Source organism: Collimonas arenae, from assembly GCF_000786695.1.
Lineage (GTDB): Bacteria > Pseudomonadota > Gammaproteobacteria > Burkholderiales > Burkholderiaceae_D > Collimonas > Collimonas arenae_A.
Window position 1 is genome coordinate 788498 of sequence record NZ_CP009962.1, and the last position, 20672, is coordinate 809169.

A 20672-nucleotide genomic window follows, 5' to 3' on the forward strand; every position below is an offset into this window, starting at 1 on the left:
CAGGATAGCCATGAAAAAACTGTTTACCATCGTCGCCCTGTTGTTTGCCAGCATCTCGGCCCATGCCGCCGACGAACTGCGCTTATACAACTGGAATAATTACATCGCGCCGGAGACATTGGAGCGCTTCGAGGCTTTCTGCAAGTGCAAGGTGGTGCAGACTTACTACGGCGACAACGAGGAAATGCTGGCCAAGCTGGCCGCCGGCGCGAAGGGATATGACATCATCGTCCCGACAGGTAATGCGCTGGATGCCTTGATCAAGCAGCAGGCGCTGCTGCCGCTCGACAAGTCGCAATTGCCGAACCTGAAAAACGTCAATCCTGCCTACCTGAACACCGATTTCGACAAGGGCAACAAATATTCCGTGCCCTACGCTTACACCGTCACCTTGATGGGCTACAACGATCAGAAGATGAAAGAACTGGGGATTCCGGTGGATAGCTGGGCCGCGATCTTCGATCCGAAGATCTTGGCCAAGATCAAGGGCAAGGTAACCGTACTGGATTCCGCCAATGAATTGATGGCTGCCGCGCTGAAATACCTGGGCTATTCCGCCAACGATACCGACGAGCAGCACTGGCAACAGGCCAAGGATGTCATCATCAAGGCCAAGCCGTATTGGGCGGCATTCAATGGCAGCAGCTATATCAAGGAATTAACTGTTGGCAATATCTGGCTGGTGCAAGGTTATTCGAATGACATTTTCCAGGCCGATGTCGATGCCCAGAAAGCCGGCCGCAAGTTCCGTATCCGTCACGGCATGCCGAAAGAGGGAGCGGTGCTGGCATTGGACAGTATGGTGATCCACAAGGCGGCGCCGCGGCCCGATTTGGCGCTGAAATTTATCAATTTCATGCTGGACGGAAAAAATGCCGCCGAACTGAGCAATCTGATCGGTTCCGGCAATCCTAACGCCGATGCCGCCAAGTACATCAAGCCAGAGATCGCCAACAACCAGGCGATTTTTCCGGACAAAGCCGGCTTCGCCAAGCTGGAAATGCTGAAAGACTTGAACAGCAAACAACGGCGCGCCATCAACCGCATCTGGACCGAGATCCGCGCACGCTAGTTCGGCATTTATCGATTTATTCGATGTAAAACCGACAACGGCGGCGTCAATTCATGGCGTCGTCGCCACAAGCCGGCGCCGAACCCCGTATATACTGAAAAAAACCTTTATAATTCAGGGTTTTGTAAGATATTTGCGGAGTTTCACCATGCCGATTTATGCGTATCGCTGCGAAGCCTGTGGTTTTGCCAAAGATGTGTTGCAAAAGATGTCCGATGATCCGTTGACGGTCTGCCCGTCCTGCAGCGCAGCTGCGTTCAAGAAACAAGTGACTGCGGCTGGTTTCCAGCTCAAGGGCACCGGCTGGTACGTCACCGATTTCCGTGGCGGTGCAGGTGCGACGGTGCCGTCGGCAGGTGCGGCAGAAGCAGCGTCGCCGGCCGGAGCCAGCGTGACGGCGCCAGCTACCACAGCGGCTCCGGCTGCAACTGCAGCGGCCCCTGTCGCCAGTGCTGCCCCGGTAGCGGCAAGCAGCAGCGCCGGCAGTAATTCTGGCGGCACGGCAGCGGCATCATAAAGTCATCTACTTAGTCAGCAAGTTGAACCCGGCGCAGCTGTATGACAGCTGACGTTCGACAAAGAAAGCCATGCGTAAATATTTCATCACTGGTCTACTGGTTCTCGTACCCCTGGCAATCACGCTGTGGGTACTGAATCTGATCATCGGCACGATGGATCAATCGTTGCTGCTGTTGCCTGAGCAATGGCGGCCGAAGGTATTGCTGGGCCTTGATATACCCGGCCTCGGCACTATCCTGACCCTGCTGGTGATCTTCCTGACCGGCCTTGCGACGCGCAACTTCATCGGCCGCCAGATTGTCCAGGTATGGGAGGCGGTGCTGACGCGGATTCCCGTTGTCAGCTCGATCTATTCCAGCGTCAAGCAGGTGTCGGATACCTTGTTTTCGTCCTCCGGCAATGCTTTCCGCAAAGCCTTGCTGGTGCAGTATCCGCGCCAGGGATCGTGGACCATTGCGTTCCTGACCGGGGTCCCGGGCGGCGATGTCAAGAACCATCTGGTCGGCGATTACGTCAGCGTATATGTGCCTACTACGCCAAATCCTACTTCCGGTTTTTTCCTGATGATTCCGCGCGAAGACACTGTCGAACTCGACATGAGCGTCGATGAAGCGTTGAAGTATATTGTTTCAATGGGCGTGGTTGCGCCTGAGCAGGCCGGCAAGAAACCGGCCATCGACTTGCCGCCGGTAGCCGGAAACAAGTCTGGCGTATAGGAGAGGCGGGCGACGGCAAAGCCGTACTGATAATCTCCCGGTTACAAGAATCAACACAAATTTAAAACATCCGTACAACATCTGAACTGCGAAAAACTGAATATGTCCATGCGAACCCAATACTGCGGCCTCACTACTGAGGTACTTCTCGGCCAAACCGTTAGCCTGTGCGGCTGGGTGCATCGTCGTCGCGATCATGGCGGCGTCATCTTCATCGACCTGCGCGACCGTGAAGGCCTGGTGCAGGTCGTATGCGATCCGGATCGTGCCGAAGTATTCAAGAATGCAGAAGCGGTACGCAATGAGTTCTGCCTGCGCATCACCGGCATCGTACGCCTGCGCCCTGACGGCACCGGCAACAGCAACCTGAAATCCGGCAAGATCGAAGTGCTGGCGCATGAGCTCGAGGTACTGAATCCATCCATCACGCCACCGTTCCAGCTGGACGACGACAATCTGTCGGAAACCACTCGCCTGACGCATCGCGTGCTGGACCTGCGCCGTCCGCAAATGCAAAACAACCTGCGTTTGCGTTACAAGGTGACGATGGAAGTGCGTAAATTCCTCGATGCCAATGGCTTCATCGATATCGAAACGCCGATGCTGACCAAGTCGACCCCTGAAGGTGCGCGCGACTACCTGGTGCCGTCCCGCGTCAACGCCGGCCATTTCTTCGCGTTGCCACAATCGCCGCAATTGTTCAAGCAATTGCTGATGGTGGCCAACTTCGACCGTTACTACCAGATCACCAAATGCTTCCGCGACGAAGACTTGCGCGCTGACCGCCAGCCGGAATTCACGCAGATCGACTGCGAAACTTCCTTCATGTCGGAACAGGAAATCCGCGACATGTTCGAAGGCATGATCCGCCTGGTGTTCAAGAACGCACTGGATATCGACCTGCCTAACCCGTTCCCTGTGATGGACTTCGCAACTGCGATGGCGCTGTACGGTTCGGACAAGCCTGACATGCGGGTGAAGCTGGCGTTCACTGACCTGACAGCAGTTATGAAAGATGTCGACTTCAAGGTCTTCTCCGGTGCTGCGAACATGGAAAACGGTCGCGTGGTTGGTCTGCGCGTGCCGGGCGGCGCGGCGATGCCGCGTTCGGAAATCGACGCTTACACCCAATTTGTCGCCATCTATGGCGCCAAGGGCCTCGCTTACATCAAGGTCAACGAGAAGGCCAACGGCCGTGACGGTCTGCAATCGCCTATCGTCAAGAATCTGCACGATACTGCGTTGGCGCAAATCCTGGAGCAAACCGGCGCGCAAGACGGCGACCTGATTTTCTTCGGCGCCGACAAAGCCAAAGTCGTCAATGACGCCATCGGTGCGTTGCGCGTCAAGATCGGCCACAGCGAGTTCGGCAAGAAGGTCGGTCTGTTCGACGACACCTGGCGTCCATTGTGGGTGGTCGACTTCCCGATGTTCGAATACGACGAAGATAGCGATCGCTGGAATGCCTTGCATCATCCGTTCACGTCGCCAAAAGACGGTCACGAAGATTTCATCGAGACCGATCCGGGCAAGGCTATCGCGAAGGCCTACGACATGGTCTTGAACGGCTGGGAACTGGGTGGCGGTTCGATCCGTATTCATCGTGCAGAAGTGCAGAGCAAAGTGTTCCGCGCGTTGAAGATTGATGCCGAAGAAGCGCAACTCAAGTTCGGCTTCCTGCTCGATGCTCTGCAATACGGCGCGCCTCCGCATGGCGGTCTGGCGTTCGGCCTGGATCGTATCGTCACCATGATGTGCGGCGCCGAATCGATTCGCGACGTGATCGCCTTCCCGAAGACCCAGCGCGCGCAATGCCTGTTGACGCAAGCGCCGTCGGAAGTCGACGAAAAGCAATTGAAGGAATTGCATATCCGTTTGCGTATGCCGGAAGCGAAAGTAGTTTAATTTCCGATAAAAAGCATCAGCGAAAAAAGCGCGGTTTTCCGCGCTTTTTTTATGCCCGCCGAAACCGGTTTATAGTAGTGTTTTAGGTTGCTGGGCCTTGACCGTCTTTTTTTGCTTATTTGCATGTATAAAATTCCTGAATCGGTATTGGTAGTCATTTATACGGAAGACCTTCAGGTCTTGTTGATGGAGCGAGCCGATAAGCACGACTACTGGCAATCGGTAACCGGTTCCAAGGATTTCCCGGAAGAAGCGCTGGCGATGACGGCCATGCGGGAAGTAGCGGAAGAAACCGGCATCATCGTTGCCGATACCGGTGGTATTGTGCCGGCATCGAATTTGAATGACTGGCATGTATCCAACGTCTACGAGATTTATCCGGTCTGGCGCCATCGTTATGCGCCGGGTGTTACAAAAAATACCGAGCATGTGTTTGGCTTGCTGGTGCCTCGAATGACCCCGATTACGCTGGCGCCGCGCGAACATCTGCAATGTAAGTGGCTGCCCTATCGCGAAGCCGCCGATGCGTGTTTTTCGCCTTCGAATGCCGAAGCTATCCTGCAACTGCCGCACCGCGTTAAACTGTAAGCCATAGGCAGCAATAGACTGAAGTCCATGAAACTGCGTATCGCAACCTACAACATCCACAAAGGCGTTTCCTCGCTGGGAAGCCGGCCTCGCGTGCATGCGTTGAAGCAGGCGCTGGCGCAGATGGAGGCCGACGTCTTTTTCTTGCAGGAGGTGCAGGGCCGGCATGACTTGCTGGCGGCGCGTCATGCGGCGCATTGGCCGGACCAGCCGCAGCATGATTTTCTGGCCGGTGATTCGCATCACGCCGCCTATGGGATGAACGCTGTCTACGATCATGGCCATCACGGAAACGCCTTGCTGAGCCGTTTCGAAATCGCCTCGCAAAGCAATCAGGATGTGTCAGACCATGCCTATGAAGCACGCGGCATTTTGCATTGCGTGTTGAAAACGCCTTCCGTGGATATCCATTGCTACGTGGTGCACCTGGGTTTGTTCGGCGGTGGCCGGCGGCGTCAGACCGCAGCTCTGATCGAGGCAGTGCGCAGTTCATCGCCGCCGGATGCACCTTTAATCATTGCTGGCGATTTCAACGATTGGGGCAATCGCTTGAGCGAATTGTTGAGAGTACGCCTGGATGTCATGGAGATATTCGATGAGGGCATCGCCACCGGAGGCGTCTTGCGCGGCGTCGGTTCCTATCTGCGGCAAATGATGGGACGCACGCCGCAACTGAAGCCGGCGCGCACTTTCCCGGCGGCGTTCCCTTGGTTGCGTCTGGACCGTATTTACTTGCGCGGCTTTACGGTAGAATCGGCGGAAGTCCTACATGGCGCCGAATGGGCAAAATTGTCTGATCATGCGCCGATTCTGGCGACCCTGAAACTGCGCTAGCGCTGTTGTCGCCGACGATGATTCCTTGCCTGTCATCAGGCGTACTTTTGAGCGATAACCTCATGAAGATAGTCCTGCTATCGGCCAGTCTTAATCTGCCTGCATGCGCGCGGTAACTTTCAGCGCAGATAATCACATCACGTTATTGCATAACGGCGCCGCTTTTTTCCCGGCACTGATTACTGCGATTGATGCTGCGCATACGGAAATTTATCTGGAAACCTATATTTTCGCGGCTGACGACACGGCAATGTCGGTGCAGCAGGCGCTGGCGCGCGCGGCGCGGCGTGGCGTTGCAGTGAGGGTAATTACCGACTGGCTGGGTACGGGCCGCCTGCGTTCGGCGTCCCTGGAGCTGGAATTCCATACCAGCGGCATCATGTATCGCGCCTTTAATCCCTGGTTCCAGCGCGGCGTCGCCAGAATGCATCGCAAGATGTGCGTGGTGGACCGGCAGGTCAGTTTTATCGGCGGCTTGAATATCATCGACGACATGGTTTCCGATGACGACTTGCGCTTGCCATTGCCGGCGCCGCGCTGGGATTTCGCGGTGAGCATCAGCGGTCCGCTGGTGGCGTCAATCCATGCCGAACTGGAAGCGCAATGGATGCGTCTGGGCGAGATGAAGCTGCTGGCGCGTTTCCAGCAATTCAAGCGCAGCCGCGCACGCGTCCGCGGCGCATCACACGGCCCCGCACTGGCCGGCCTGGTATTGCGCGACAACTTGCGCAATCGCCGCACGATCCAGCGCGCTTATTTACAGGCGTTGGGACACGCCCGTCATAGCGCCTTGCTGACCAGTCCATATTTTGCGCCGGGCAGGAAACTGCGGCGCGGCCTGGAAGAAGCCGCGCGGCGCGGCGTCGACGTCACACTGTTGCTGGGAGTGGGGCATTATCGCCTGCAGGATGCAGTGAGCCAGTCGTATTATCCGAAGCTGATGAAGGCGGGCGTCAAGATCGTCGAGTACAGCAAAACCAACTTGCATGCCAAGGTTGCGGTGGTCGATGATAACTGGGCCACGGTCGGCTCCAGCAATTTCGACGGCTTGAGCCTGCTAGTGAATCAAGAGGCGAACGTGGTGATCAGGGATGTCGATTTTTCGCGTGCGTTGAGGCGTCAGATAGAAGTTGGCATCGCCGACGGCGATGCAGTCGCCGCAGATGCGTTTGATAACCAGTCATGGCTGGCTCGGGCCTGGCACGGCACGGCGTTTTTCCTGTATCGCATGCTGATGCGCATCATCACTATCGGTAACCGCGAATAACGGCATATCCAATGCCGTATCGACTGGAATGCATCCCGCGTAAAGTTGGTGCGTCGCCGCTGAATCGTCCGCAGCGGGACGTATCATTCGTCATCGGCTAGATCTGAACCCAGGCGCCCTTGAAGACGATCGGTCCTGTCGGGCCGTTAGGATTTGGCGATCCGCCCTTCGGTTCCAGCGTCACCGCCAGAAGCGGTATCGACTGCGGCGTAGCGTTGGCCGGCAATGCCAGGGTGACACTGCCGTTTGCTGTCAGCAAGCCCAGCGAACGCGGCGGGCCGTCTTTTGGCACCGCCCATAATTCCAGGCTCTTGTCGGCTGCAATCGTCTGCGCCGTCACCACCTTGACGGTCATCTGGCCGTTTTGGGCATCGCCGGTCACGACGGCAATCGGCTGCGCCTGATCGTTGCTCAGCATTGCGATATATGAGGCAGGGGTGGGCACAGCGGCCGGCAATGGTTGCAATTGCTTGGTCAGCAGCAGCGAGGTCAGGATAATGGCCGCAGTAGTCGAAAACATGCCCAACCCGCGCCAGAAACTGATGTCTTCACGCAGTTCAAACCAGAAGGGACGCTTGCGTTGCGGCTTGCTCGATAAGCCTAGCTTGGCTTCGATTGCAGGCCACACGGCTGCAGAAGGCTGCGCTGCCGGCGCAAATTCCGCCATCGGATGCAGCCGGTCCTGCCATTCGGCAACCGCGATGCGCAATACATCGTGACGTCGCAGCAAACTCTCGAAACGGCGGCGCGCACCGCCGCGCAGCGTGCCCAATACGTATTCGGCCGCCAGCTTATCTACCAGGGACGGGTTGGTCTGGATATTCATCAGACGCTCCCAAGTTTGCCGAGACATGTTTTGAGGCGCTCAAGCCCGCGCCGTATCCATGTCTTGATGGTGCCAATCGGCAATTTCATTTGTTCTGCCACTTCGCTATGCGACAGGTCATGATAAAAAGACAGGGCAATGGCTTGGCGATGCGCGCCCTCAAGGCGTCCCAGGCATTTGGCCAGCGCCTTCGCATCATCAGTGAGTTGCAGCGCTTCCAACGGTGTCGGGTCGGCGCTTTCCATTGCGTTCATGACTTCCTTGTCAAATGTGTCGGCATCGATCTCGACGGCGCCATCCGTGCGGCGCAGGAGATCGAATGCCTTGTTGCGCACGATGGTGGTCATCCAGGTCATCGGTGCCGCCAGGCTAGCCTGGTAGCTATCGGCGTTGTTCCAGATGTTGACGAAACTTTCCTGCAGAATCTCTTCCGCCCACTCGCGCTTAACTAGTATACGTAGCGCGAAGCCAAACAGTTTCCAGGAGGTTGCGTCATAGAGTGCGCGAAAAGCGATAGCGTCCTTGCGCGTGACTGCAGCAAGCCAGATTTTCAGTTGTTCCGGTTGCAAGTCTTTGGATGGCAATTCGACTTCCTTTTAATAAACATCCAGTACGTCGCGATTGAATTTTGATGTTGCCGAAACAGACATGTCAGTAAGCACATTACCGTATGGTAACTCGCGGCGCAACCGGCAACGCCAGGCATGGCGTAAAAAAAGCCCGCTATGAATCAGCGGGCTTTTTTGTATGTCAGTTGCTAAAGTCGGGACTATTTTTTCAGGGAGTCGCGGATTTCACGCAGCAATACGGTATTTTCCGGATCGGCCACCGGCGCCGGCGGTTCTTCGCCTCTCAGCTTGTTGATCATGCGCACCATCTGGAAAATCACGAAGGCGAGAATCACGAAATTCAGCGCGATGGTGATGAAGTTGCCGTAGGCCAGTACAGCGCCGGCCTTTTTTGCTTCAGCCAGGGTCAGGTCCGCGCTTTGGCCATTCAGGGGGAAGTAGTGGTTGGCAAAATCCAGGCCGCCAAAGATCTTGCCGACTACTGGCATGATGATGTCCTGCACCAGGGAATCGACGATCTTGCCGAAAGCGCCGCCGATAATCACGCCGACGGCCAGGTCCATTACGTTGCCTTTGAGTGCAAAGGTCTTGAATTCCTGCATCATGCTCATCTTGCTTGTTCTCCAGATTAATGTTGATCAGTCGGGAAGATACTGCGATCGCGACCAGATTAAAAGGATAAATTTGTCAATTCTTGTTAGTTTTCTTCCCTTGGAAACCCTGTCCTTACGTCGGTTTAGTTGTTTCCCAAGGGAATTGTGCCAGATTTAACAGCAGATTCAATGTAATTAGCTGATTTTGTACTTGACTGCATCTATTTCCTTTAAAACAGTCGCCAGCTTCGATATAATCTTGGGTTGCTAGAAGTTCCGTGCATTTTTTCGTATTTTGACTGATTGGGGTTGGTATGAGTATCGAAAAGCAGGTCGATTCCGGTCGGCGTGGTTTGCTCGTCGCTACATGCGCAGCGGGTGGCGTGGCCGGTCTGGCCACAGCGGGGGCTTTTGTGTCCACGTTCCAGCCGTCTGAGCGGGCGAAAGCAGCCGGAGCGCCGGTGGAAGTGGATATTTCTGGCATTAAACCAGGCGAGATGCAAGTCTTCGAGTGGCGCGGCAAGCCAGTCTGGATCATGAAACGCACCCCTGAGCAACTGAAAGGGCTGGAGCATACGGCTTCTGAAGTTGCCGACCCTGAGTCGCTCAAGCCCTACACCATGGACTTGCCCGACTACTGCAAGAACAAATCGAACAACCGTGGCCACGTCGGCCATGAGGAAACCCTGGTGCTGGTCGGTATCTGCCCGCATCTGGGTTGCTCCCCATCCTCGAAATTTACTCCAGGCGCGCAGGCGTCTTTGCCGGATGACTGGCAAGGCGGCTTCCTGTGCCCTTGCCATGGTTCTACCTTCGATCTGGCCGGCCGAGTCTTCAAGAACAAGCCAGCGCCAAATAATCTCGATGTGCCACGCTACATGTACCTGTCGGATACCAAGATCGTTATTGGTAAAGACGAGAAAGGTGAGGCTTAAACCATGGCATTCCACGAAAAGCAGTTGCCGGCCGACGCTCCGCTCGCCGATAAAGCCTTGAACTGGGTCGATGCACGCTTCCCAGTGACTTCCACCTGGAAGGCGCATCTGTCGGAATACTACGCACCAAAGAATTTCAATTTCTGGTACGCCTTCGGTTCGCTGGCGTTGCTGGTGCTGGTGATCCAGATCGTTACCGGGATCTTCCTGGTGATGCATTACAAGCCGGATGCAACCCTCGCTTTTGCCTCGGTTGAATACATCATGCGCGATGTGCCTTGGGGTTGGCTGGTGCGCTACATGCACTCGACCGGCGCTTCGGCTTTCTTCATTGTGGTCTACCTGCACATGGTGCGCGGCCTGCTGTATGGTTCGTACCGCAAACCGCGTGAGCTCGTATGGCTGTTCGGCGTCGGCATTTTCTTGTGCCTGATGGGCGAAGCTTTCATGGGCTATCTGCTGCCATGGGGCCAGATGTCCTACTGGGGCGCGCAGGTGATCGTAAACCTGTTCGGCGCGATACCTTTCATCGGCCCTGATCTGTCGCTGTGGATTCGTGGCGACTACGTGGTGTCGGACGCTACCCTGAACCGTTTCTTCTCGTTCCACGTGATCGCCATTCCGCTGGTCCTGATCGGCCTGGTGGTAGCACATATCGTCGCTCTGCATGAGGTCGGTTCGAACAATCCGGACGGCGTTGAAATCAAGGAAAAACTGGACGCCAAGGGCATCCCGCTGGACGGCGTACCGTTCCACCCTTACTACTCGGTGCATGACGTGATGGCAGTTGCGGTATTCCTGATCGTTTTCAGCGCCGTGGTGTTCTTCGGCCCGGAAATGGGCGGCTACTTCCTCGAGTACAACAACTTCGTTCCAGCAGATTCACTGAAGACGCCACCGCATATCGCACCGGTCTGGTATTTCACGCCTTACTACTCGATCCTGCGGGCAATTACTTCGGACTTCATCGTTTACCTGCAAGTCGGCGTCGGCGCCTATGTTGCGCTGTTGCTGTTCAAGTCCAGGCTGAGCAGCTTTGCCAAAATGGCTGCCGTTGTGATTGGCGCCGTGATGATTGGCGCGATGTTTGTATTTGACGCCAAATTCTTCGGCGTGGTACTGATGGGTGTGTCTGTCATGATTCTGGCTGGCTTGCCGTGGCTGGACCACTCAAGGGTCAAGTCGATCCGCTATCGTCCAAGCTGGCACAAATACATTTACATCCTGTTCGCAATTACGTTCGTGGTTCTGGGCTATCTTGGTGTGCAGCCGCCGTCGGAAATTGGCGGCTATGTCTCAAAGGTCTGCACCTTCATCTACTTCGGCTTCTTCCTGCTGATGCCTTGGTGGAGCGCCGCTGGTACGTTCAAGCCGGTGCCGGACCGTGTTGTTTATCACCCGCACTAAGCCAGAGGATAAGAACATGACATTGCTTAAAAGATTGATGGCTACTCTGGTGTTGCTGCCTGCGCTGGCTTTTGCCAGTGAAGAGGGCGGTTATCCGCTGGATACCGCGCCGCCTCAGGGGAATAACCTATCGGCGCTGCAAAACGGCGCCAAGCTGTTTGTGAATTACTGCCTCAACTGCCACTCCGCTTCGTCCATGCGCTATAACCGCCTGCGCGATATCGGCCTGACAGAAGAGCAGATCAAAACCAATTTGTTGTTTACCACCGACAAAGTCGGCGGTCTGATGACAATCGCCATGGCGCCGAAAGATGCGAAGGAATGGTTTGGCGCTGCGCCTCCAGACCTGTCGGTGATTGCGCGCGCCAAGTCATCCAGCGCCGGTAGCGGGCCTGACTGGCTGTATACTTATCTGCGAACATTCTACAAAGATGACAGCCGCCCAACCGGCTGGAACAACATGGTCTTCCCCAACGTCGGCATGCCGCACGTCTTGTGGGAACTGGAAGGAATTCGTACTGCCAAATACGAAGATGTAAAAGATCCTCACGAAGAAGGCAAGATGGAGCACAAGTTTGTCGGTTTCGAGCAAGTCAAGCCAGGCAAGATGAACAAGGTCGAATACGATGTTGCAGTCGCCGACCTGGTTTCCTATCTTGAATGGATGGGCGAGCCTGCTCAGAATACCCGCAAGCGCCTGGGCGTCTGGGTTCTGCTGTTCCTCGGCATGTTCTTTGTTCTGGCATGGCGTCTCAACGCGTCATACTGGAAAGACGTTAAGTAGTTCATATCCGCGATTTTGCGGGTATGCGTTTTGGGGTGAGCCGTATCGGGTCTCACCCTTTTGTTTCTAAGGAACTATAAAAATGATGGTTCTCTATTCGGGTACAACCTGCCCATTTTCACAACGCTGCCGTCTCGTTCTGTTCGAGAAGGGCATGGACTTTGAAATTCGCGATGTCGACTTGTTCAACAAGCCGGAAGACATCTCGACCATGAATCCTTATGGTCAAGTGCCGATCCTGGTCGAGCGCGACCTGATTCTGTACGAGTCCAATATCATCAATGAGTACATCGACGAACGTTTCCCGCATCCGCAATTGATGCCGGCCGATCCGCTGATGCGCGCCCGTGCGCGTTTGATGCTGTTCAACTTTGAGAAAGAATTGTTTATCCACGTGCACACGCTGGAAAACGAGAAAACCAAAGCAGCAGAAAAGAGCCACGATAAGGCACGCTCCGAAATACGCGATCGTCTGACCACGCTGGCGCCTTTGTTCCTGAAGAACAAATACATGCTGGGCGACGAATTCTCGATGCTGGACGTGGCGATTGCGCCATTGCTGTGGCGTCTGGATCACTACGGTATCGAGCTGTCGAAGACGGCTGCCCCGCTGATGAAGTATGCTGAACGTATTTTCTCGCGTCCAGCCTACATCGAAGCGCTGACGCCGTCGGAAAAAGTCATGCGTCGTTAAGACGTAGTAGTTGACTGTCCTGTATTGCTTCGGCGGTACAGGACAGCCCTTGCTTAATCATTTGTACCGAACCAGTTTTCACCCATGTCCGAGACCTCTACCAAACCGTATTTGTTGCGCGCCATCTATGAGTGGTGCACCGACAATGGCTACACCCCGTATCTGGCGGCCAGGGTAGATGCGCACACGCGGGTGCCGATGCAATTCGTCAAAAACGGCGAAATCGTATTGAACATTAGTTTCGAAGCCACCAGCGGTCTGAAAATGGACAATGAATTTGTCAATTTCAGCGCTCGTTTCGGCGGTGTCTCACGCGATATTTCCGTGCCTGTGGATAATGTAATCGCCATTTATGCGCGCGAGAATGGTCAAGGCATGGCATTCGAACCATCGATCCCGACCGACTCGGATATGACCGAAGTCGCTGCTGAACAAGAGACCAGCAGCGAACCGCCAGCTACAGTGACGCCGATTTTGACCTCGGTGCCATCGCCAACAAGCGATGCAAAACATGATTTGTCTGATTCCGGACCAGAAAAAGATCCGGAACCACCAAAAAAAGGTGGAAGACCTACCCTAACGCGAATTAAATAGGTATAATTGCGGTCTTCGCAGTTTAGCTGGCTTAGCTCATCTGGTAGAGCACCTGACTTGTAATCAGGGGGTGGCGGGTTCAAGTCCTGCAGCCAGCACCAATGTTTAAAGGGGTTATAGCCTTCACGGTTATAACCCTTTTTCTTTTGGGTAGCAATCTGGGTAGCAAACCCGGAATTGACCAAATTTAGAAAAATAATTTAATTGGTTTGAATCTTGCAAACGTGGCCCCCGACTTCGATGAGTAGGAAAAATTCCATGCATAAAGCATTTCCATCACTGGCGGAGTTTGTGGTCGGCACCATAACTGCAACATCCCATGTGATTTAGGTATGGTGAAACGGTGTGAAACATTCAAACGGTTGAACGGGCTGCTTGAAATTGCTATTATCTAACTGTAGTAAACGTAGTCGGTAGTGTAATCGAACAACCTTGAGCCGCTGATGGTCGCCTAGGCCATTGGAACATGATGCAGTCCTGCAACATGCCATTTGCTCAGTTGTATTTTTGTTCCCTTCATAGACGGCATTTTTTTGCTGGGAGGGATCACATTTATGAACTGAGAAATTAAAAATGGCATATAGCACAAATAGCAGTCTCAAATTTGTCGTCAGGAAGCAAATCTGCGACCTGCTCAATATTTCCCGTTCTACGCTCTGGAGAATCGAGAGCCGGGATTCCTCATTCCCCCGACCTATAAACCTTAACATTCGCAAAGCGCAGTGGCTTGTTGATGAAGTCATGGCTTGGGCTGCAAGTACTCGCACCGGAATGGCCGACAGCAACCGAATTGTCCCGGACAACACGCACATTGGCATTGCTGACTTTAGCCTTTCTGGTCAACAGGCCTTCGCTGTTAGCGGTCTGAGAGGTGCACGATGAATTCGTCCACGCAAATGGTGGCTGCGGTCATCGTAAACGCCGATCAAGACGTAGTGCTTCAGAACGCTGCACCTGCCGAAGATTCGGCCCCAGTCCCTTTGGCCGACACTCTTGCACCTGTTAGCATTGATGCAGCGGTGTCCCCCGTAGTGGCGCAGTCAGTAGTCATTTATGCGGGGACGGAGCGGAAAGCAGTCTTGTTGAAATGCCGTGTCATTCGCAGTTATTGTGGCGATGGCACCGTTGGCTCAATGTCCGAAGCACTGGTATCAGGATTGAATCGCACCCTGGCACCGTTTGAAGGTGGGCAGGAAGCGGCTTATCGTGCCTGTAGCTCCGCATCATATTTCGATCAGCAGCGCTTTGACGGCGACATGGCAACTAGCTCTGCACCCCGCAATCCTCAATACAGTTGTGCCCAGGCTCGTATCGACGGATCAATCAACTGCCCCGCTGGGGGTTGCCTCATGCCAGATGGTACGGTCGCAACTGCACCGATAGATTTGCGTACATGGGATTGCAACATCAAAGATGTTAGTCCTGATACCCACGCAAGGTCGATTGTAGCAAGTGAGTTTCGTGGCGAATTGATCAGCACCAAGGATAAGATTTACATCTACGGTCAAGGATTTTATTTCGAGGTTGAGCAGGATGAGTTGTACGAGATGGTCATCCGACACCTGGGGCCTCGAGGTACTATGCGACAATTAGCAGAAATCAATAAAAGAATCCGGCTTACACATGTGAAGCGGATGAAGGTCATCCAGCCGAGCGCAAATCACATTTGCTTCAACAACGGCACGTTGAATGTGGCGACACGACAGCTTGAAGCGCATGACCCAGCGCACCTGTTGCTAAATAGGATTGAGCACCCTTACCTGCTGGAAGCGACTTGTGAGCGCTTTATCGCCTACCTCAATCGGATATGGCGAAGTGATGACGACCGAGAGCAGAAAATTCGCTTCATCCGACAGTGGATTGGATATCTGCTCGTAGCGGATGTCAGCATGCAAGCCATGTTGATCCTGCTCGGCCTGGGTGCGAATGGCAAATCGGTTCTCATGGACCTGATCAGACATATCATCGGCGAGATGAATATCTCCAGTGCAATGCTCGATCGCTTGAAACAGCCGTACGTGAGGGCAACGCTGGAGGGGAAGTTGCTGAACCAGTCTGCCGACTTGCCGAAGCGAGGTATTGTTTCCGATGGTGACTTGAAGGCTCTGATTTCAGGAGACTCGATTGAAGTTTCGCCGAAGCATAAGCCGTCCTATACGATAAAACCGTACGTCAGGCTGATGGTCGCAACGAACAATATGCCGGAAAGCAAAGACACCACGGAGGGCTATATCCGTCGCTTGATTGTCCTTGAATTCAATGAGCATTTTTCTGCGGAGGAACGTGACCCGAATCTGCTGCAATCGCTACTTCCTGAGATACCGGGAATTATTCACTGGGCGTTAGAGGGGTTGTACGAGCTGCGAGAGCAAGGCAGGTTCAGCATCCCGCCGTCTTCCCAACGAGCGGTCAAACGCTACCAGGAGGAGCTGTCTCCTGTCCGGCTCTTTGCTGATGAATGCCTTGAAGAAGCCACCGACCGTTCAGGCTACGTCCCGAGGGATCTATTCTTGGCGTTCAGAGCGTGGTGCGGGGATCGAGGGCTTAATGCCGGGAACATTATTACGCTCGGGCGGGAACTGTCATCACTGGGTTTCCAACAGCGCAAATCCGATCAGACTTGGTGGTTAGTGCAAGCCAAGGATGCGATAGCAGAAGAGTATTTTCGCCCATTGCAAATCGTGCCCGAAGAGCCCTCGTTGTTGGCCGAGGCCTGACTTGTCATTTGCCGCAGCTTGTTAAATTTTTTGGCAAGTTTTGCGGAGAAAATTGTAAATCATCTTCCCATCCTCCCAGGTCGTGACCAATGCAGCAACGTTGGGAGGATCGGGAGGATGTTTTCATTATTGACGATGAAAAATTTTCGGCAATCATCGGCGTAAATCACTACCGGTAATTGCACGAATTTCGGCCATCCATATCCGGACATACTTCGTTATATTTACCCCCGTTTACTCTTGGACTTCATCATCTGGTATGCGATAAGCTCAAGGGGTAGGTGATTCATTGCCGTAATCGACGCACCTATCAATAACGCCGCCAGAATAATAACGAAGCTTGGTAACTTCAAGCAACAGCGGCGACACAAGCAACGCACCGAGCTTTAGGTGAGCGATACGCTCTTCGTTCTGAAGTGCAAATAACCAGTTGTAAAACGAAGCATGGGCATTGTCCGTGCGGGAGAAGTCACGTCTGTTGCCATCTCCAAATGCAGTGCCGGTGGCAGCGGAGGTTGGCGTGAAAAATATTTTCGGGATTTTCATTAATCCGGAAAACGGGAGTTAACATAAATATAGAGGTGGATAAAAAGTCACCGTCGTTTACTTGAAAAGGAAATTACTAATGGCAAAGGAACCAGAGATAAAAAAGGCGATTTACAACATGGGTGGTCCGAAGATTGCAGCTGCAAATTTACGGGTCTCGACCAGTGTAATCAGCAAGTGGATTCGAAACGGTGTTATTCCGAATCTGGACATGGCTACTAGGGTTGCGGCAGCAAGCGGGTTTGATATCGCTTCGCTTCGTCCACGGTATGAGCAGCAGAAAATCATGTAATGCGGCGCTGTTGGCCGTGTTGCAGGAGACAAGGTAGTAAAGAGAAAGCCCGTCGAAATTAATGGTTTCAGACGGGCCAATAAAAACAATATAAATAATAATCAGATGACTTATTTTAATCCAAAAAAAGAGGACGTGAAGTCCCAAACAAGCGTAGCAACCAGCAACAATATTGGCGTGGAATCAGCAGCGCTAATAACAAACGATGATCCGGTATCCCGTGCCAAGGAACTGTTGGCCTTGCACCATTCAGCCACAAGCGGCCTCAGTTTCGTACATACGAGGGAGTTGGCGCTGGAATGCATCGACGACATTCTGGAGCGTTGGTTACCCGATGGTGAACAACGTGGCAAGCAGTACGTTGCACTGAATCCCACACGTGACGATAGCGGGCTTGGATCATTCTCCATCAACATTGAAACTGGCGTCTGGTCAGATTTTGCCGGTGACAAAAAAGACACAGGCGGTGACCCGATCAGTTTGATTGCCTATATTGAAGGCGGAATTAGTCAGCTCGCTGCCGCAGTCAAGATTCTTGAATTCATCGCCGGGCTGTCAAGCGCTGACAGTGTTGCGATTGTCAAACGTAATGCAGCTAACAAGGTCGCACCACCGCCAGAATACACGGCCATCATGCCGATCCCTGCTGATGCTAGACCATGCCCTGTCTTTTTTGGTTCTAAGCTCGGTCATCCTGCTAAGAAATGGGCGTACCGTAATGCTGACGGTCAAGCGATGTTTTATATCAACCGTTTTAATACCGAGACCGGAAAATCGTTCCTGCCGCAGACTTATTGCAGGGATTCTACAGGTTGGGTTAGTTGGCAAAATAAAGCGCCTACGGCACCACGCCCTGCGTATGGCCTTGATCGTCTCGCTGCGAGGCCTAATGCGCCAGTGTTGTTCAACGAGGGCGAAAAATCCGCTGATGCTGCACAGCTATTGTTTCCTGGATTTGTGGCAGTGACGACTATGAACGGAGCGAAGTCGCCAGAGAAAACGGATTTCAGCCCGTTCGCTGGTCGCAAGGTCTACTTTGCCCCAGATAATGATGACGCTGGTACTGCTTATACGGACAAGCTGATTGGCCTGCTACGTACTGTCGGTGCCGAAGTCGTTGCAGTGCTGCGATTGGATATGCTGGTCAAGGACGGTCGGACGCTTGCACAGGGCTATGACCTGGCTGATGCTGCAGCTGACGGCTGGACAGCAGAATCGCTTGCTGAGCTTGGTGAAGCGCTTTGGGCGCAGATATCTCTTGATGATCCGACTCCTCCTGTTCCACCACCTGCGCCAGCGAAGAGACCAACACGAGCCAGGAAATCAAATCGTCTTGCGTTGCCTAAAAAAAAGGAAGCGCTGGAATTGGCGGTTGAATTTGCGATGACAAACCACGGTGACCACGTAGCTTGGTTCAACAATCAGATGGTTGCATACAAGGCAGGGTATTGGAAACCGCTTAACCTTGACGTAAGCGTAAAAAAGCCAATCCTAGAAGCCATAGTGGCCTCTGGGGACAGCAAGGTTAGTGCGTCGGATGTAAACCGCATAGTCGAACTGGTCAAGATCAAGTATGCAGCGATGCCAGAAAAATTCGAACGCAACTCGCCGTTCATTTGTCTGAACAACGGCACATTGAATCCGGTAACTGGTGAGCTGCTTCCGCACTCGGTTGATCACTATCTGACGAATAAATTGAACGTCACGTATGACGCCACGCTTAGCTGTTCCTTGTGGTTGCAGACGCTTGATGAAATTTTTTCTCCAGATGCGGACAAGGTTGGAAAAATCCAACTGCTGCAAGAGTACATCGGCTATTGTTTGATTCCAGATACTCGCTTTCACCGGTTTCTGTGGTTGGTCGGCGCTGGTGGTAACGGTAAATCGCTGATACTGGAAATGATTACGGCATTAATCGGCAAGGTCAACATCAGCTATGCCCCGATTGAGCGTTTGGAAGAAAAATTTGTACGTGCGGAGCTTCAAGGAAAACTGATCAATATGAGTTCGGAAATGTCTGCACGAGCGACCGTTGCCGATGGATATCTCAAGCAGATCACCGCTGGGGATATCATCGAAGCAGAGCGAAAGAATGAAAAGCCGTTTTCGTTCAAGCCGTATTCACGTTTGATCGGCGCAACCAATGCATTGCCAAGGTTGCTGGATCATTCTGACGGATTCTTTCGACGAGCAATGATTGTGCGCTTCAACCGTCAGTTCAAGCTGGAAGAGCAGGACAAGCAACGTGGGGTCAAGCTCATGGCTGAACTGCCAGGTATTCTGAACTGGGCAGTAACAGGGTTACAGAACCTGTTGCAGCGTGGTGAATTTGTGATGCCGCAAAGTTCACAGGATGAAGTGGCGCAGTATAGGGTCAATTCCGACCCTGTACGCCAGTTTGCGGAAGAGTTCCTTAGGCCCGTTGAGGATTCTAAGCGATGGGTGTCGAGTGGGGCCCTTTATGAGAGCTATAAAGCGTGGAACAATGACAACGGCTACAAAGCACTGGCCAGCAATCAATTTGCTGAACGCTTGGGCAGCATTGGCTTTAAGAAGGAACGGGACAAAAATGGACGATATTGGGCGGCGGAATATCATGACTTTGGTGTTCCGACATGTCCGCCAGTTCCAGCTTCAAGCATTTCACCACGAGCTGGCAACTATAAGGTCTGATAACGGTGTCGGGTGGTGTCGGGTTAGTGTCGGGTCTAGCCCGTACCCGTCACCACTAAAGCCCCATGTAAATATGAGGTTCCACGAGATTGGTGTCGGGTGTGTCGGGGTTTTCTATAATTCAAAAATAAAATAAAGAAGAACAGGATAGCCAGGTCAGATCAGGCATATATCTGCAGAATAAAAAGTTTATTGAATTTGCCAAAAGCCCGACACACCCGACACCAATTGCATAGGTCCTTTGTCGATATTGATGATCCAGAGTGTCGGGGCGGTGACATAGCCCGACACCTTTTCAGGCTAGCCCGACACCGGATGGCTGTAGTTCCTAAATTTTGTGATGTATTGGCTCGGGCGGTGGTTTTTCAGTTTTACGTTTTTTGTGGGAGACATGGGAGACATGGTAGACATCGCCATGCTCGTGCTATACCTAAATTTGTAGACAAAGGGGAGAGATGATGACGCTGAACGATCTGGTCAAGCGAATAGATGAAATTCTGGGACATGGGGAACAACTTTTAACGACACGTACCCAATTCGATCACAATAATCCCTGGTACGTGAGCCTTGCAGAGATGAAAGGATTTCGCTCTGAGGCTTTGTCGTTTATTGACAGGCATTTCGGTTCGAAACATGCGTACTACGTCGAATTTCTGCAAGCCACCAGCGGCCACACAGAAAACCAAGCGCTGTCCGGCATTGCAATTTTGAAGTCAATACGTGGCGAAGTTTCTGGAGGCTGGTTGATCAGCGTCAAATCTCTCGTGAGTGCTGAAATATTTTCGGATTTTCTTGAGATGGCAGAGCATCTACTTGCGTCGGACTATAAAGATCCTGCTGCGGTAATGATTGGTAGCGTCCTTGAAGAGCATCTTCGGCAACTCTGCTCCAAGTATTGTGTTGATGTTTCCCGTCCGGTCAATGGAAAACTGGCTCCTAAAATGGGGGACATGTTAAATGCTGATCTTTCCAAAGCAGGTGCGTACAACATGCTCGATCAAAAATCGGTCACAGCTTGGCTAGATCTGCGCAACAAAGCCGCTCACGGAAAATATTCCGAGTACACAAAAGAGCAAGTCGAAGTTATGTGCCAAGGCGTCGTCAATTTTATGGCGAGGAATTCGGTATAGACATATGCCTA

The 20672-nt window shown here is 53.1% G+C and carries 21 protein-coding genes and 1 tRNA gene; 18 read left to right on the plus strand and 4 right to left on the minus strand.

What is annotated here, in order from left to right:
• Positions 1-10 precede the first annotated feature (10 nt).
• The 7 genes from LT85_RS03500 (at position 11) to clsB (ending at position 6901) form a co-directional block, all read left to right on the plus strand.
• Positions 11-1072, plus strand: a complete 1062-nt coding sequence (locus LT85_RS03500) for an ABC transporter substrate-binding protein (protein ID WP_038485322.1) — start codon at positions 11-13, stop codon at positions 1070-1072.
• Positions 1073-1220: 148 nt separating this feature from the next.
• Positions 1221-1589: an FmdB family zinc ribbon protein gene (locus tag LT85_RS03505; protein WP_038485325.1), complete on the plus strand. Its 369-nt coding sequence runs from the start codon at positions 1221-1223 to the stop codon at positions 1587-1589.
• A gap of 70 nt (positions 1590-1659) precedes the next feature.
• The gene (locus LT85_RS03510) at positions 1660-2307 is read left to right on the plus strand and encodes a DUF502 domain-containing protein (RefSeq protein ID WP_038485328.1); all 648 of its coding nucleotides are present in this window, start codon (positions 1660-1662) and stop codon (positions 2305-2307) included.
• Between the two features lie 102 nt (positions 2308-2409).
• Positions 2410-4212: an aspartate--tRNA ligase gene (gene aspS, locus LT85_RS03515; protein ID WP_038485331.1), complete on the plus strand. Its 1803-nt coding sequence runs from the start codon at positions 2410-2412 to the stop codon at positions 4210-4212.
• Positions 4213-4335: 123 nt separating this feature from the next.
• Positions 4336-4800: a dihydroneopterin triphosphate diphosphatase gene (nudB, locus tag LT85_RS03520; RefSeq protein ID WP_038485334.1), complete on the plus strand. Its 465-nt coding sequence runs from the start codon at positions 4336-4338 to the stop codon at positions 4798-4800.
• A gap of 27 nt (positions 4801-4827) precedes the next feature.
• Positions 4828-5634 carry an endonuclease/exonuclease/phosphatase family protein gene (locus LT85_RS03525; protein WP_038485337.1) on the plus strand — a complete coding sequence of 269 codons (807 nt, stop codon included), beginning with the start codon at positions 4828-4830 and terminating at the stop codon, positions 5632-5634.
• A gap of 103 nt (positions 5635-5737) precedes the next feature.
• The gene (gene clsB, locus LT85_RS03530) at positions 5738-6901 is read left to right on the plus strand and encodes a cardiolipin synthase ClsB (protein WP_038485340.1); all 1164 of its coding nucleotides are present in this window, start codon (positions 5738-5740) and stop codon (positions 6899-6901) included.
• 97 nt (positions 6902-6998) lie between these two features.
• Here clsB and LT85_RS03535 read toward each other — a convergent pair whose 3' ends face one another.
• The 3 genes from LT85_RS03535 to mscL all read right to left on the minus strand — a co-directional run bounded on the left by LT85_RS03535 (position 6999) and on the right by mscL (position 8907).
• On the minus strand, positions 6999-7727 hold the full coding sequence (locus tag LT85_RS03535) for an anti-sigma factor (RefSeq protein WP_038485342.1): 729 nt from the start codon (positions 7725-7727) through the stop codon (positions 6999-7001).
• Positions 7727-8311: an RNA polymerase sigma factor gene (locus LT85_RS03540; RefSeq protein WP_038485345.1), complete on the minus strand. Its 585-nt coding sequence runs from the start codon at positions 8309-8311 to the stop codon at positions 7727-7729. Before LT85_RS03540 ends, LT85_RS03535 begins: the two co-directional genes overlap by 1 nt.
• 185 nt (positions 8312-8496) lie before the next feature.
• Positions 8497-8907 carry a large conductance mechanosensitive channel protein MscL gene (mscL, locus tag LT85_RS03545; RefSeq protein ID WP_038485348.1) on the minus strand — a complete coding sequence of 137 codons (411 nt, stop codon included), beginning with the start codon at positions 8905-8907 and terminating at the stop codon, positions 8497-8499.
• Positions 8908-9203: 296 nt separating this feature from the next.
• On the opposite strand from mscL, the gene petA reads away from it, so the two are divergent.
• From petA to LT85_RS03585, 8 genes are all read left to right on the plus strand, one after another.
• The gene (gene petA, locus LT85_RS03550; protein ID WP_038485351.1) at positions 9204-9824 is read left to right on the plus strand and encodes a ubiquinol-cytochrome c reductase iron-sulfur subunit; all 621 of its coding nucleotides are present in this window, start codon (positions 9204-9206) and stop codon (positions 9822-9824) included.
• Positions 9825-9827: 3 nt separating this feature from the next.
• A complete protein-coding gene (locus tag LT85_RS03555) occupies positions 9828-11231 on the plus strand; it encodes a cytochrome b (protein ID WP_038485353.1) in 1404 nt (467 codons plus the stop codon).
• A 16-nt stretch (positions 11232-11247) separates the two neighbouring features.
• Positions 11248-12015: a cytochrome c1 gene (locus LT85_RS03560; protein ID WP_038485356.1), complete on the plus strand. Its 768-nt coding sequence runs from the start codon at positions 11248-11250 to the stop codon at positions 12013-12015.
• Between the two features lie 82 nt (positions 12016-12097).
• A complete protein-coding gene (locus tag LT85_RS03565) occupies positions 12098-12709 on the plus strand; it encodes a glutathione S-transferase N-terminal domain-containing protein (protein ID WP_038485359.1) in 612 nt (203 codons plus the stop codon).
• An 84-nt stretch (positions 12710-12793) separates the two neighbouring features.
• Positions 12794-13303, plus strand: coding sequence for a ClpXP protease specificity-enhancing factor (locus LT85_RS03570; RefSeq protein ID WP_038485362.1), 510 nt, complete (start codon positions 12794-12796; stop codon positions 13301-13303).
• 25 nt (positions 13304-13328) lie between these two features.
• Positions 13329-13404: transfer RNA gene (locus tag LT85_RS03575), tRNA-Thr, on the plus strand.
• A 472-nt stretch (positions 13405-13876) separates the two neighbouring features.
• Positions 13877-14185, plus strand: a complete 309-nt coding sequence (locus LT85_RS27460; RefSeq protein ID WP_038485365.1) for a helix-turn-helix transcriptional regulator — start codon at positions 13877-13879, stop codon at positions 14183-14185.
• Positions 14182-16020 (plus strand): DNA primase family protein, encoded by a 1839-nt coding sequence (locus LT85_RS03585; RefSeq protein WP_052134611.1) that lies wholly within the window; start codon positions 14182-14184, stop codon positions 16018-16020. The genes LT85_RS27460 and LT85_RS03585 overlap by 4 nt, the downstream gene beginning before the upstream one ends.
• 270 nt (positions 16021-16290) lie before the next feature.
• On the opposite strand, the gene LT85_RS26375 is transcribed toward LT85_RS03585, so the two are convergent.
• Positions 16291-16566 carry a hypothetical protein gene (locus LT85_RS26375; protein ID WP_156117420.1) on the minus strand — a complete coding sequence of 92 codons (276 nt, stop codon included), beginning with the start codon at positions 16564-16566 and terminating at the stop codon, positions 16291-16293.
• 79 nt (positions 16567-16645) lie between these two features.
• Between LT85_RS26375 and LT85_RS03590 the strand changes: the two genes are divergently transcribed.
• The 3 genes from LT85_RS03590 (at position 16646) to LT85_RS03605 (ending at position 20661) form a co-directional block, all read left to right on the plus strand.
• Positions 16646-16858: a hypothetical protein gene (locus LT85_RS03590; protein WP_038485368.1), complete on the plus strand. Its 213-nt coding sequence runs from the start codon at positions 16646-16648 to the stop codon at positions 16856-16858.
• Between the two features lie 105 nt (positions 16859-16963).
• Positions 16964-19531 carry a phage/plasmid primase, P4 family gene (locus LT85_RS25190; RefSeq protein WP_052134613.1) on the plus strand — a complete coding sequence of 856 codons (2568 nt, stop codon included), beginning with the start codon at positions 16964-16966 and terminating at the stop codon, positions 19529-19531.
• A gap of 455 nt (positions 19532-19986) precedes the next feature.
• Positions 19987-20661: a hypothetical protein gene (locus tag LT85_RS03605; protein ID WP_253273657.1), complete on the plus strand. Its 675-nt coding sequence runs from the start codon at positions 19987-19989 to the stop codon at positions 20659-20661.
• The last annotated feature ends 11 nt before the right edge of the window (positions 20662-20672 follow it).